Origin of the sequence: Planotetraspora silvatica, from assembly GCF_016863315.1 — a bacterium.
GTDB classification, from domain to species: Bacteria; Actinomycetota; Actinomycetes; order Streptosporangiales; family Streptosporangiaceae; genus Planotetraspora; species Planotetraspora silvatica.
Map to the genome: position 1 here is coordinate 1 of NZ_BOOQ01000078.1, position 12,536 is coordinate 12,536.

The window sequence follows — 12,536 nt, forward strand, 5'->3', positions numbered from 1 at the left end:
GCGATCACGCCGATCGCCATGATGCTGCTGTTCGTCTACGTGTTAGGCGGCGCGATCAAATCAGGGTCGGATTCCTATGTGAACTACCTGCTGCCCGGCATTCTGCTCATCACAATCGCTTCGGGCATCGCCTACACCGCATTCCGGCTCTTCCTGGATATGAAGGGCGGGATCTTCGAGCGATTCCAGTCCATGCCGATCGCGCGATCGTCCGTCCTGTGGGCGCACGTGCTGACCTCGCTGGTCGCCAATCTGATCTCGATTGTGGTCGTCGTGCTCGTCGCCCTCATCATGGGCTTCCGCTCGCCTGCGGGCGTGGTGGCGTGGCTCTCGGTCGCCGGCATGCTCATCCTGTTCACCCTGGCGTTGACGTGGCTCGCCGTCATCGCCGGTCTCACCGCGAAGACCGTGGACGGCGCGAGCGCGTTCTCCTACCCGCTCATCTTCCTGCCGTTCATCAGCTCGGCGTTCGTGCCCACCGACTCCATGCCCGGCCCGGTGCGCGCCTTCGCCGAGCACCAGCCGGTGACCTCCATCGTCAACGCCATCCGCAACCTTTTCGCCGAGCAGCCGGTCGGCACCGACATCTGGATCGCCCTCGCCTGGTGTGTCGGCATCCTCATCGTCGCCTACATCTTCGCCATGGCCTCTTACCGGCGCAGAATCGCCTAGACCCGAGTTGATTGACGCAGGTGGGGCGGAGGTCGTGCAGCCGTACGGCACCGAGGCCGGCCGCAGTGCCGTACCTCTGCCCAGCTTCGCCGGGGGGTTGCCGGGCTCCATCAGGGCGCCCCGCCGGGAAGGGAACACGAGCCCGTGATCCTCCCGTCGGGCCGACGACGCGAACCGTCGGCGCCGATGATCTCGCATCCACGTCGCCCCTTGGGGCCTGCGAGGCTACTTCCCGCGATGTAGACCGGCTGATTTCTCATGCCGGTGTCGTAGCGGGCGAAGCCTCTCCTGGCGGGACGCCTGGCGACCCACGACCCGGCGACCATTGCGGGTGTGGAAAACGTCGTAAGGAATGTACAGCGGGCTGCGCCCCCGAAGGCCTGGACAGATCGCCGATGACCGATGACGAGATCGACGGTGCGGACCTGGACGGTGTGGCGACCACCTGTCTGTGGACGCTGCGCAACCGCGCCGAGGAGTCGATGCACCCCGGCTCGGCGTTCCACGACCCGCTGGCGGAGCGCCTTTACCGCAGGATCGACTACGACTACGAGCGGTTCGGCAAGCCCAACCAGACCCATCCGCTGCGCGCCCTCGCCCTGGACATCGCCATCCGCGCCTACCTGGACCGGCATCCCGCCGCCACGGTGGTCGCTCTCGGAGAGGGCCTGCAGACCACCTACTGGCGCCTGGAGCGGCCCGGCGTCGACTGGCTGTCTGTGGATCTGCCACCCGTCATCGACCTGCGCAGACGCCTGCTCCCGCAGGAGTCGCGCATGACCGCGATCCCGGCCTCGGCGCTGGACCGCACATGGATGGACGCTCTCGATCCGGCGCGCGGTGTGTTCATCTCCGCAGAGGGTCTGTTCATGTACTTCGAACGCGACCAGGTGATGTCCCTGATCGCCGAGTGTGCCGCGCGGTTCCCCCGCGGGCGGCTGTTCTTCGACTCGATACCCACCTGGTTCCGAAATCGGACGATGAAGGGCTACCGCATGTCGGCCCGTTACACCGCGCCGCCCATGCCGTTCAGCCTGTCGGTGTCCGAGGCCGCCCGCCTGCCCGCACAGATCCCCGGCGTGGACACCGCGGAAGACCTGCAGCCGCCGCGGGGCCGCAGGGCATGGCGGTCGAGGGCGCTCCGGAAGATCGCGGTCCTGCCCGGCCCGCGCGATCTGCGCCCGTCGATCACTCTGTTGAGCTTCGCCGCCCATCATGGACGGTAGGCGGTGGCGTGCTTCCCGCGGTCCCCGTCCCAGGAGGCAGGCGACAGGTGATCCAGGAAACACGGTCGACCTCATGCACGGATCGGTACTTCCGTCGGTGGCCGGGTGAGCACAAGGGTCGCAGTGCGGTGACGTCGGAATCCCAGGGATTCGTACAGCCGGACGGCGTTCGTGTTGGACGCGACCACATGCAGAAAGGGTGTCTCACCGCGTTTTCTGATGCCGGCCGCGACAGCCAGCACCAGCCGGGTTCCCAACCCCTGTCCGCGCCAGTCCGCGTCGGTACAGACCCCGCTGATCTCCGTCCACCCCGGAGGGCGCAGCCGTTCACCGGCCATCGCCACCAGACGCCCGCCGTGGCGGATGCCCAGATAGGCGCCCATCTCGATCGTGCGCGGCAGGAACGGTCCCGGCTTGGTGCGTTCGGCCAGAGCAAGCATCTCCGGGACGTCCGCCTGGGTGAGGAGGACGGCCTCCTCGTCCGGCGCGGCGGCGACCCCGTCGTCGACGAGTTGGAGCACGGCGCGTCGCGTCACGATCTCCCAGCCATCCGGCGGTTCGACCGTGAGGCCGGTCAGCATGACTCCCTGACCGGGACCGGCAAGTGCTGCGATGTCCGTCCAGTCGCCGTCGGCGGGGGAGTCCGGCAGCGCCATGAACGGTGACACGTCCGACGGGTAGCGCAATGCGTTGCCCCGTCGCTGCGCGAAATGGGTGTGCGGCCCGGTCAGCGCCGAGTGGACGGAATTGTCCAGCGGATGTGATCGTCCCATCGGAAAACCAGCTCTGTTTCTTACCATGGCCGGCACCGCCAAAGATCCACTTCTGTGACGACCGAGCCTGGCTCGAACGTCCCTTTCAGCCGGCGGTGCAGCTCAGCCTTCGGCGGCGTTTCGACGAATCCACCGGCCACGGCCGGACTCCCGTCCGGCTACTCAGCGGCTACCAATTGATTTCGGCCATCAGGAAGGGCTCGCTCTCCGGGGCCTGTTTGCGCGCCTGCAGGGCCCGCTTGGCCGGCGCGCCGACCGGGACGCGCAGCGGAGGTTCAGGCTGCTCGATCGTGTCGGCCACAGCGGCGGCCACTTCCTCTGGGGTGATGGACTCGCCACGGAGGACATCGAGCGCCTCATACAGCGGGGCGTACGGGTCGTTCTCCTTCAGGAAGACCTTGGCGCGTCCAGCGCCGCCCGAGGAGACCACACCGGGCTGCACCACACTCACCTTGATACCGAAATGACCCGTTTCGATGGCGAGCGTCTCAGCGAGCGCCTCCAGCGCCCATTTGCTGGCGCCGTAAGGGCCGATCATCGGGAGCACCAGCCGCCCCTGGATGCTGGAGACGAAGACGAGGCGGCCCGCGCCTCTTTCACGCATCGCCGGAAGCACGGCTTGCGCCACCCGCAGCGCACCCAGGGTGTTGAGCTGAAAGAGCCGTTCGACCTCCGAGAGCGGGACGCTCTCCAAAGGCGCGCGCACCGTCTCGCCGGCATTGCTGACGACCACATCGATGTCGCCGGCGTCCTGAATGGCCTGGTCGACGCTTTCCTGAACGGTGACATCCAGGCGCAGGCGCTGGTCGACAGGCAGGTCGGCCAGGGTTTCCGGACGACGTGCGGTGGCGACCACCCGGTGGCCCCTGCTTGACAGTTCGACGGCGATGGCCCGGCCGATGCCCTTGGAAGCGCCCGTGATGAGCACAGAGGACATGATGGATCTCCTCATCATGAGTTGGTTGCTTTTGAGCCGGCGCAGCGGACGTGGGTCACGAATGACCGACCCGCACGAGAAGCTTGCCGGTGTTCGTGCCGTCGAAGAGCGTGTGAAGCGCGGCTGGGGCTGCGGTCAGTCCCTCGACCACGTGCTCCCGGCTGCGCAGCTCGCCGTTGCGCAGGCGGGGCAGGAGGTCGGCTTCGATCTCGTCGAAGCGAGCCTCGTGGTCCATGTAGATGAAACCTTCCATCCGGACCCTGTTGGGCAACAGGTGAAACCAGTTGTGCAGAGGAGCGGGACCGCGTCCGCCGTCGTACCGGGAGATCGCACCGCACAGGACGACCCGGGCGTTGACCGCCACGAACGGGAGCAGCGCGTCGAGCGTCGTCCCACCGACGTTGTCGAAAATGACGTCGATTCCGTCAGGACACAACCGAGAGCACGCCGCCGACACGTCGTCTTCGCGGTAGTTGACGCACTCGTCGGCGCCGAGTTCCCGCACCCACTCGCACTTGGCCGGCGTTCCGGCGACGCCGATCACCCGTGCGCCGGCGGCGACCGCCAGTTGGACGGCGACGGAACCGACGCCGCCGGCCGCCGCGGTGACGACGACCGTCTCGCCCTTCCGCGGCTGTCCGATGTCGTGCAACCCCAGCCAGGCGGTCTGCCCCGCGATGCCCAGGACGTTCAGGGAGGCGTGCAGCGGCACGCCTTCGGGCACCCGCCGCAGGATCGAGCCGTTCACCACGGCATGCTCCTGCCAGCCCAGCAATCCGGACACCCGTTCCCCAACCGCGAAATCAGGGTGCTCCGATGCGCTCACCGTCCCGGCGCCCAGGGCGCGCATGGCCTCGCCCAACGGTGACGGCGGAAGGTAGTTCGGGGTGTCGTTCATCCAGCCCCGGGTGGCGGGGTCGAGCGACATCCACTCGACCTTCACCAGAACCTGTCCTGCTTCCAGCCGCGGCACGGCTACGTCTTCCTCATAGCGCAGGACGCCTTCCTGCAGTGGGCCGGTGAGCGTGGCGGGGCGCTCGGCGAGAACGTAACGGCGGGTTCGCCTCGGAGTTTCGGACATGGATGGCTCTTCCTTTCTTGTCTCACGGACACATCCCGCTGGGCGCGGACCGATGAGCATCGGGTCGCATGGGTGCGGGTCGCCTCGGGCAGCAGGTCAGACGTCCGCCACGGTGTCAGAGGGCCGCTTCGGCGAGGGGGCGGATGACGATCTCGCTGACGTCGAGGGATGCGGGTTGCGCGATCGCGTAGGCGATGGCGTCTGCCACGGTGCTCGCGGGCATGTTGAGCTTGTCCGCCATGGTGCGTACCCAGGCCATGGTGTCGGGATCGCCGCCCAGGGTGGTCAACTCGGATTCGGTGAACGACGGACTGATCACGGTGACCCTGATGTCCTGTTGCTCCTTACGGAGCCCTTCGGCCAGCGCGCGGACCGCGAACTTCGTGGCGCTGTAGACCGCGGAGTTCGGTACGACGTCGTGGCCGAGGGTGGAGGACACATTGATCACGTGACCTGACTGTTGCGCGCGCATCACGGGAAGTACGGCGGCGATGCCGTGCAGGGTGCCGCGGAGGTTGACGTCGATCATCTGGTTCCACTCCTCGACGCGCAGTGCGTCCAGGCGCGACATGGGCATCACGCCGGCGTTGTTGACGAGGACGTCGATGCGCCCATACCGGCGGTAGGCCGCCTGGACGAACGAGTCGACGCTGTCCGCGCTGGTCACGTCGAGGGCCGTGTGCTCGGCGGAGCCGCCGTCCTTTCGGATGGCGGCGGCCAGCGCGGCGAGCCGGTCGGTGCGGCGGGCGCCGAGCACCACACGGTGCCCCGACGCGGCGAGACGCATTGCGGTGGCGGCGCCGATTCCGCTGCTGGCTCCGGTGATGAGGACGATCTTCTCGCTCACTTCGTATCCCTTGGTTCGTGCGTCATGAACATGGATCACGACCGGGTTCAGTGACTGAACTATTGCTGGTTGGAGACCGTAGCACGCCAAGTTCACTGAGTGAACTGGGGTGGGTAGAATCGCACCATGACGCTCCCCAGTACCTATGCGGACCGCAACTGCTCGCTGGCACGATCATTGGAGATCGTCGGAGAGCGGTGGACGCTCCTCATCATTCGCGACGCGTTCTTCGGAGTGCGTCGATTCGGAGACTTCGCCGCTCAGCTGAAGATCCCCCGCGCCGTCTTGACCAGCAGGCTGAAGTTCCTTGTGCAGGAAGGCGTTCTCACACGTGACGACGATGCGAGCGGAGGCGTCGAGTACCGGCTGACCGCCAAGGGCATCGGACTGTGGTCGGTCATCCGCGCTCTCATGAACTGGGGGGACACGTTTTACTCTCCGTCCGGAGTGAAGCGCGCCGAGCGCCACGATCAGGACGGAGGTCTCCTTGATCACGAGGGGCGCTGCGAAGATTGCGGTTTGGCGGTCCCGGTCCCGGAGATCCGGATCGAACCCGGGCCCGGATTCGATCTGACGGACTCCGATCACGATCCCGTGTCCGACGCGATCAGAACACCGCGACGACTCCTCGAACCGATCATGCGACCGCGCACACTCGCCGCCGCCGGCGAAGGCGATCTCGGCGCGCCGCGCGCAGCCGGACGCGCTTGAGGTCCGCCCGTGTGGGCGCGCCGGAGGGACCCGCGTTGTCCCGGATGAACGGAGCCCTGGGGCCGGCGGTCGCCCCGATGCGAACGCGGGTGCGATCAGTCCGCTGTTCCTGAGGGGGCCTGCGGGAGGGAGACGGTGCTGATGCCGACGCCGAACTCGCGCAGGCGGCCCAGCGCGCGCACCGGGTCGATCGCCGTTTCGGGGAGGACCACACCGGCCCCCGGGGGCGGGGCGCCGTCCAGGCCGAGGACGCGCTCGATGCCGATGAGTACTCCGAGGGCGGTCAGATGAGCCTGCCCGAGCGGGTCGCTGACCACTGTGCGGAGCGCCGCCGGCGCGTCGTGCTCGTCCCGGCCCCACAGGTCGGCGTAGATCTCGTGGGACGCCGTCCCGCCGGAGAGCGTGCCGTAGGAGTCGCTGACCCCCAGGTCGAAGCGGACGTTCGGCGCACCGGTGACCGCCGCCAGCGCCGGGACGTCGAGGACGCCCATGGGCTGGGCGTCGAACGCCGGCGGGTCGCCCCGATCGACGGTGCGGATGTGGTCCGCCGGTTCGACGGTCTCCCAGCGTCCGCCGCGGCGGAGGAGGGCCCGGTTGAAGAAGGCCCCGCTGTCGTCGGCGGTCATCGGTCCGGTGGGGTCGGTCCGGTCGAACAGGGCGGCCAGTTCGATGCGCTCGACCCGGCCGAACCCCTGCGCGGCGGCCAGCGCGGTGAACGTCGTGACCCCCGCCTGCCAGTGGCCCATGATCAGGGCCGGGCGCTGCGCCAGGTCAGCTGCGGCGATCATGGTGCGGCCGACATTGTCCGTCTTGCGGACGATCCCGAGGTGCGCGGATCCGGCCCGCAGCGCCGCCCTCAGCAGATTGTCGTCCGGGTCCTGGACCACGGAGACGACGAGGTCGACCGGCCCAGCCGCGGCCAACCCGGTCTCGGCGTGGCCGGCGTCGAGCTTTACGACGCTTGCTTCACACTCGCGAGCCAGCGCGGCGGCCTCGGCGGGCCGCCGCCCGCCGATCACCACGTCGACGTCGTGTCCTGCCGCACGCAGGTGACGGACGGTCCATCCGCCGACGAGCCCGTAGCCGCCGACGACAAGTATGCGATGCATCATGTGTCTCCAAAGGGAGAGAAGGGGAGATGCCGCCGCCCGGGTGGGAGGCGCGGCACGCACCGGCGCTTCGTGCGCCGGGCTACCGGAACGCCGGGATCTCGCGACGAGGCGGCGACGGCGATAAGTTACTCTTAGTAAGTTACCATTGGTAGGTTACTTGTCAAGGCCCTCGCCGAGGGGCCTGTGACAGGGGGACCGGTCAATGTCCGCCGCCATGGGAGCGACCCGGCGCGGCGAGGGCAGGGCGGAAGCGGGACCGTGCAAAGTAAGCTACTTTCCGTAGGTTGTCGGCAGCGGGCGGAGGAACACGTGGCCGGACGACGGCTGTCGCGCGAGCAACGACGCCTGCAACTGCTCGACACGGCGATGGCGATCGTCCGGGCTGAGGGCGCCGACGCGCTGACACTTGCCCGGGTCGCCGAGGAGGCCGGCGTAACGAAGCCGGTCGCCTACGAGCACTTCGAGACGCGGACGGGATTGCTGGTCGCGCTCTACCGGCGTATCGACGACCAGCAGACCGAAGCGGCGACCACGGCGCTGCGTGCGCGGGTGCGTTCGCTGGAGGAGACCGTACGGATCCTGGCTGAGGCGTACATCGACTGCGTACTGCACATCGGCAAGGAGTTCGGTGCGGTGACCGCGGCGCTCTCCTCGATCGCCGGTACCGAGGAGCTGCTGAGAGAGGGGCGGGAGCGCTATGCGGGGCTCTACCTGCGCGCTGTGGAGCGTTTCGCGCCGCTGCCGGAAAGCGAGGGGAAGGCGCTGATGCTCGGCGTCGTCGGCGCCGCCGAGGCGCTGGCTCGCGAGGCCACCGCCGGTCGCCTGAGCCGGGCGCAGGCCGTCCGCGCGGCCGAAACCATCATGCTGGGAGCGGTGAACGCCGCCGGGCACGCCGTGGCGGAACACGGGGCGACGTCCCGCTGATCCTCGCTGTGCTCCTGGCCCGAGCCGCCGACCGCCGTCGCGGCGTGACATCCCGCTGCGCGAGAAGATTCTGTGCCGGCCGCGCGATTAGACGGCGGCCCGACCATGGGGCAGTTCATTCACTGAACTGATGCGTGCTACCGTGTCCACCGGATGCAGTTCAGTCAGTGAACTCGATATGTCGAACTTGCGGACGCTGCCCCGCGTACCAATCCTTCTCCGTCCAGACGGAGGACCGCGACGACTTCGGCAGTGCTCTACGAAGGGTGTTCAGATGATCAGCGACGACAGGTTGTTCCTGGTCACCGGCGCGACCGGGAAGACCGGGAGCAGCACGATCCACCTGCTGCTGCAGCGCGGTCACCGCGTCCGCGCCATGGTGCACCGCGAGGACGAGCGCTCCCGCTCGCTGGCCGAGGCCGGCGCCGAGGTCGTCGTCTCGGACTTCCATGACCTGGACGGCGTGACCGCGGCGCTCCAGGGGGTCGCCGGCGCCTACCTGTGCTACCCGATCTCGCCGGGCCTCATCGAGGCGACCACCTACTTCGCCCAGGCGGCAACCGAGGCCGGCGTCCGGTCCGTGGTCGACATGTCGCAGATCTCCGCCCGCCGCGAGGCGGGCAGCAACGCCGCACGGCAGCACTGGCTGTGCGAGCGCCTGCTCGACCGGACCGGCATGCTCACCGCGCACCTGCGGCCGACGTTCTTCGCCGAGTGGCTGAAGTTGTGGTGGGAACTGCGGGACGGCGAAGGCCACCTGCGGCTTCCGTTCGGCGAAGGCCGGCACGCGCCGATCGCCTCGGTCGACCAGGCCCACGTGATCGCCGCGCTGCTGATCGACCCCGAGCCGCACGACCGCGCGGTCTACACCCTGCACGGCCCGGTCGAACTGAACCACCATGACATCGCCCGGGCCATGGCCGGCACGCTCGGCATCCCGGTGCACTACGAGCCGATCGGCGTCGAGGAGTTCGCCTCGGCCATGGCGGAACGCGGAATGCCCGCGCACCGCATTCAGCACCTGAGCAACGTCGCCGTCGATTACCAGAACGGCGTGTTCGCCGGCACGAACGACAACATCGAGAAGATCGGTCATCGCACCCCGCTGTCGGTCGAACAGTTCGTCAACGAGAACAAGCCCGACTTCGACACCAGCGGTCCCTACTTCGTCCCCGCTCCCTGACCCTTCGGTTAATGAGCGGCATGACCTGGTGACAGCACTGCTCCAGTTCCCCGGCCGCCCGGAAAGTGGCCGCCGAAGACGATTGTTCAAACGAAAGGTTGCTCCAGTGGTAGAAGTGACCACACGAACGATCTCCATCCAACACATCACAATCGTGTCGAATAAGTCCTTCGAGGATACGAGATCGGCTTTCGAAAAAGCGCTCGGCCGGCTCGATGAAAACGTCTTCGTGCTGTTGCAGTACGGGGAAGTCGAGCGCGCCATGGAGGTCCTGGAGAGCCTGCCGCCTCTCGTGATCGCCGGCGTCCGAGACCATGGAATCCTGCTGAAAGTCTGGGGCCAAGACCGCAAGGCACTCAAGTACGACTGCGGAAACGCGCTGACCGCGACCAAAATGACGCGTCATCAACTATCCGCCGGGCTCTACGCACCCCTCCGCGTCCTGCTGCGGGAAAGCGGCGAAGGCGAAGTCGCATTCGAATATGACCGTCCGAGTGACGTTTTCGGGCAGCTCGGCGACTCAAACGTGGACGCAGTGGCGAAAGACCTCGACGTCCTTCTTGAAGACACCCTGCGCGAGGTGGCCTCTTGAACGCCTGCCCGGCGACAGCCGACTGCCCGCATCGTGTGGCGCTCGAATATTGAGTTCTGCGGCGCGGTGCCATTTGTTGATCACACCTGCGCCGGATGGAATCGCCGGGTGTCGGCGTACAGGTCCTAGGTGGCGAGGCGGGTGATCGCGGCGATCGACCGGTCCACGTCCGCCTCGGTCGTGGTGGCATTCGACACCGAGATCCGCATCAGTCGCCGTCCCCGCCAGGTCGTGCCGCCCACCCAGCAGGTGCCGTCCGCCTGCACCGCCGCCACCATCCGGTCGGTGCTCGCGTCGTCGCCGAAGTCGACCAGCACCTGGTTGAGGACTACCTCGTTCGCCACCTCGAACCCGGCCGAGGTCAGGCCCTCCGCGAACCGGCGGGCCAGCGCGCAGCAGCGGTCGACCAGTTCCGCAACCCCGTCGCGACCCAGTTCCCGCAGCCCGGCCCACACGGCGAACCCGCGGGCCCGGCGCGAGGACTCGGCGGTGAGGTCCGCTCCCGCCGGTGTGCCGCCCGAACCGACCAGGTACGCCGCGGCGTAGGACATCGCCGCCGCATGCACGTCGAGCCGGGCACAGAACGCGAAGGCCGAGTCGTACGGAAGGTTCAGCCATTTGTGACCGTCGCAGGCCCAGGAGTCCGCCAGTTCCAGCCCGTCCACCAGATGCCGGGTCGCGGGGCTCGCCGCAGCCCACAGGCCGAATGCCCCGTCCACATGCACCCACCCACCGTGCCGGTGGACCAGTTCGCACGCCTCCCGAAGCTGGTCGCAGGCGCCGGTGTTCACGTTGCCGGACTGGAGGCACACAATCGTGGGGCCCGGTGATCCGGCCCTCAGGACCTCCCGCAGCGACCCGAGGTCGATGGCGCCGTTCGGCCCGGCGGGTACGGGCTCGACCACGTCCATCCCGAGGCCGAGCAGACGCAGCGACCGGTCGATGGTCGCGTGTCGCTCGTCCCCGGCGATCACCCGGATCGGCGGCGCTCCGAGCAGCCCGCGCCGTTCCACGTCCCAACCCACGTCCGCGAGCACCTGGTGCCGGGCGGCGGCGAGCCCGACGGTGTTGGCCGCTTGGCAACCTGTGACGAAACCGGCCGATGCGGACGGCGGGATCCCCAGCAGTTCCTTCAGCCAGGCGCCGGCGGCGGCCTCGGCTGCGATGGCTGCCGGCGACGTGACGGCGTTGTGTGCGTTCTGGTCCCAACCGGCGGCGAGCATGTCGGCCGCGGTCGCCGCCGGCAACGCGCCGCCGATGACGAACCCGAAGTATCGCGGGCCGGCGCTTGCGACCAGACCGGGCTCGGCCGCAGCGAGCAGGTCCGTGAGCACCTGCTCCGGTGGCGAGGGGACGGAGGGCAACGGGCCGGCGAACGCGTCGGCCAACGCACCCTGGTCGAACGGCGTTCCGACCAGCCGGTCAGGCAGCGACTGCCGGTAACCGGATGCACGGTCAGCGGCCAAACGGAACAGACGACTCATTTCCTCCACCGACGCACCTTATCCCGGCGCTCATCGGCGGTGATCTCGTCCACGGTCCGCCACCGATCGGGACCGCCGGAAGATCGCCTGAGCAGCCGAGGCCGGTTGGCGGTCTTTCTGCTGCGATCCCGATGGCGGCCGTAATTAGGAGGCGGCGGCCTGGCGGATGAGGTCGGCGACCGCGGCGGGCTGCGACAGGTAGACCGAGTGGCTGGCCGGCGTCTCCGCCACGGTCGCCCCGGCGCGCTGTGCCATGACGTGCTGGGCGGGTGGCGGGATCATCCGGTCGTCGGTCGCGACCAGGTACCAGGACGGCTTGGCGCGCCACGCCGGCTCGGTGACCGTGCCGCCGAGGGCGTCCACACCCCAGGGGACCTGCGAGTCCGCCATGAACGACGCCTGGTCGGCGGGCAGGTCCCCCGCGAACGACGCGGCGAACTTGTCCCGGTCGAGGAAGAGGAAGCCGTTCACCGGGGGCAGGATCGGCGGGACGGGCGCACCGGGCGGCGGGTCGGCGATGAGCGTGTTGACCGATTCCCCCTTGTCCGGGGCGAAGGCCGCGATGTACGCCAGCGCCGCGACGTTGGGGTGCGTGCCGGCTTCGCTGATGACGACCCCGCCGTAGGAGTGCCCGACCAGGACGGCCGGGCCGTCCAGGCCGTCCAGGATCTGGTGGGTGGCGGCGACGTCCCCGGCCAGGGACAGGGTCGGGTTCTGCACGACCGATACGCGGAAGCCGTCGGCGACGAGCAGGTCGTAGACGGCCTGCCAGCCGGAGCCGTCGACGAAACCGCCGTGGACGAGCACGATGTTGCGGATCATGGCGTTCCTCTGCGAGGGGAGATAGGTGGGACGCGTCCCACGGTAGGCACCGGGTGCCTCCCTTCGCGTACGTCAAATGATGTAATCGCCCTTCCGCGCGGCCATGAGGCGGCTGAGCTCGCCGCGGGTGGTGATGCCGAGCTTGGGGAAGATGCGCGACAGGTGCGTGCTC

At 68.5% G+C, this 12,536-nt stretch carries 13 protein-coding genes; 6 read left to right on the top strand and 7 right to left on the bottom strand.

Going from position 1 to position 12,536, the window contains the following annotated elements:
* Both Psi02_RS39450 and Psi02_RS39455 read left to right on the top strand, forming a co-directional pair.
* A partial coding sequence (locus Psi02_RS39450) for an ABC transporter permease (RefSeq protein WP_203981034.1) occupies window positions 1-672 on the top strand: 672 nt, incomplete at its 5' end.
* Between the two features lie 395 nt (window positions 673-1,067).
* Entirely contained in the window at window positions 1,068-1,898 is an 831-nt protein-coding gene (locus tag Psi02_RS39455) for a class I SAM-dependent methyltransferase (protein WP_203981035.1), read from the top strand.
* 71 nt (window positions 1,899-1,969) lie between these two features.
* Here the strand turns inward: Psi02_RS39455 and Psi02_RS39460 are convergent, their stop codons facing one another.
* The 4 genes from Psi02_RS39460 to Psi02_RS39475 form a co-directional block, all read right to left on the bottom strand.
* On the bottom strand, window positions 1,970-2,671 hold the full coding sequence (locus Psi02_RS39460) for a GNAT family N-acetyltransferase (RefSeq protein ID WP_203981036.1): 702 nt from the start codon (window positions 2,669-2,671) through the stop codon (window positions 1,970-1,972).
* Window positions 2,672-2,840: 169 nt separating this feature from the next.
* Entirely contained in the window at window positions 2,841-3,608 is a 768-nt protein-coding gene (locus Psi02_RS39465) for an SDR family oxidoreductase (RefSeq protein WP_203981037.1), read from the bottom strand.
* A gap of 55 nt (window positions 3,609-3,663) precedes the next feature.
* Window positions 3,664-4,689: an NADP-dependent oxidoreductase gene (locus tag Psi02_RS39470; RefSeq protein ID WP_203981038.1), complete on the bottom strand. Its 1,026-nt coding sequence runs from the start codon at window positions 4,687-4,689 to the stop codon at window positions 3,664-3,666.
* A 115-nt stretch (window positions 4,690-4,804) separates the two neighbouring features.
* The gene (locus Psi02_RS39475; protein WP_239095542.1) at window positions 4,805-5,536 is read right to left on the bottom strand and encodes an SDR family oxidoreductase; all 732 of its coding nucleotides are present in this window, start codon (window positions 5,534-5,536) and stop codon (window positions 4,805-4,807) included.
* A 126-nt stretch (window positions 5,537-5,662) separates the two neighbouring features.
* On the opposite strand from Psi02_RS39475, the gene Psi02_RS39480 reads away from it, so the two are divergent.
* Window positions 5,663-6,247, top strand: coding sequence for a winged helix-turn-helix transcriptional regulator (locus tag Psi02_RS39480; RefSeq protein WP_203981040.1), 585 nt, complete (start codon window positions 5,663-5,665; stop codon window positions 6,245-6,247).
* Window positions 6,248-6,342: 95 nt separating this feature from the next.
* On the opposite strand, the gene Psi02_RS39485 is transcribed toward Psi02_RS39480, so the two are convergent.
* A complete protein-coding gene (locus tag Psi02_RS39485; protein WP_203981041.1) occupies window positions 6,343-7,356 on the bottom strand; it encodes a saccharopine dehydrogenase family protein in 1,014 nt (337 codons plus the stop codon).
* A 312-nt stretch (window positions 7,357-7,668) separates the two neighbouring features.
* Here Psi02_RS39485 and Psi02_RS39490 point away from each other — a divergent pair, with 312 nt between their 5' ends.
* From Psi02_RS39490 to Psi02_RS39500, 3 genes are all read left to right on the top strand, one after another.
* A complete protein-coding gene (locus Psi02_RS39490; protein WP_203981042.1) occupies window positions 7,669-8,283 on the top strand; it encodes a TetR/AcrR family transcriptional regulator in 615 nt (204 codons plus the stop codon).
* 274 nt (window positions 8,284-8,557) lie between these two features.
* Window positions 8,558-9,466 carry an NmrA family NAD(P)-binding protein gene (locus Psi02_RS39495; RefSeq protein WP_203981043.1) on the top strand — a complete coding sequence of 303 codons (909 nt, stop codon included), beginning with the start codon at window positions 8,558-8,560 and terminating at the stop codon, window positions 9,464-9,466.
* A 28-nt stretch (window positions 9,467-9,494) separates the two neighbouring features.
* On the top strand, window positions 9,495-10,058 hold the full coding sequence (locus Psi02_RS39500; RefSeq protein WP_203981044.1) for a DUF302 domain-containing protein: 564 nt from the start codon (window positions 9,495-9,497) through the stop codon (window positions 10,056-10,058).
* Window positions 10,059-10,183: 125 nt separating this feature from the next.
* On the opposite strand, the gene Psi02_RS39505 is transcribed toward Psi02_RS39500, so the two are convergent.
* Together Psi02_RS39505 and Psi02_RS39510 are read right to left on the bottom strand one after the other, a co-directional pair.
* Window positions 10,184-11,542: a pyridoxal phosphate-dependent decarboxylase family protein gene (locus Psi02_RS39505; RefSeq protein WP_203981045.1), complete on the bottom strand. Its 1,359-nt coding sequence runs from the start codon at window positions 11,540-11,542 to the stop codon at window positions 10,184-10,186.
* 144 nt (window positions 11,543-11,686) lie between these two features.
* Entirely contained in the window at window positions 11,687-12,364 is a 678-nt protein-coding gene (locus Psi02_RS39510; protein ID WP_203981046.1) for an alpha/beta fold hydrolase, read from the bottom strand.
* Between the last annotated feature and the right edge of the window lie 172 nt (window positions 12,365-12,536).

Excerpts from the sequence above, each read along its gene's own strand:
- Psi02_RS39455 (WP_203981035.1), top strand. The coding sequence starts at position 1,068 with ATGACCGATGACGAGATCGACGGTGCGGACCTGGACGGTGTGGCGACC.
- Psi02_RS39460 (WP_203981036.1), bottom strand. The coding sequence starts at position 2,671 with ATGGGACGATCACATCCGCTGGACAATTCCGTCCACTCGGCGCTGACC.
- Psi02_RS39465 (WP_203981037.1), bottom strand. The coding sequence starts at position 3,608 with ATGTCCTCTGTGCTCATCACGGGCGCTTCCAAGGGCATCGGCCGGGCC.
- Psi02_RS39470 (WP_203981038.1), bottom strand. The coding sequence starts at position 4,689 with ATGTCCGAAACTCCGAGGCGAACCCGCCGTTACGTTCTCGCCGAGCGC.
- Psi02_RS39480 (WP_203981040.1), top strand. The coding sequence starts at position 5,663 with ATGACGCTCCCCAGTACCTATGCGGACCGCAACTGCTCGCTGGCACGA.
- Psi02_RS39485 (WP_203981041.1), bottom strand. The coding sequence starts at position 7,356 with ATGCATCGCATACTTGTCGTCGGCGGCTACGGGCTCGTCGGCGGATGG.
- Psi02_RS39495 (WP_203981043.1), top strand. The coding sequence starts at position 8,558 with ATGATCAGCGACGACAGGTTGTTCCTGGTCACCGGCGCGACCGGGAAG.
- Psi02_RS39505 (WP_203981045.1), bottom strand. The coding sequence starts at position 11,542 with ATGAGTCGTCTGTTCCGTTTGGCCGCTGACCGTGCATCCGGTTACCGG.
- Psi02_RS39510 (WP_203981046.1), bottom strand. The coding sequence starts at position 12,364 with ATGATCCGCAACATCGTGCTCGTCCACGGCGGTTTCGTCGACGGCTCC.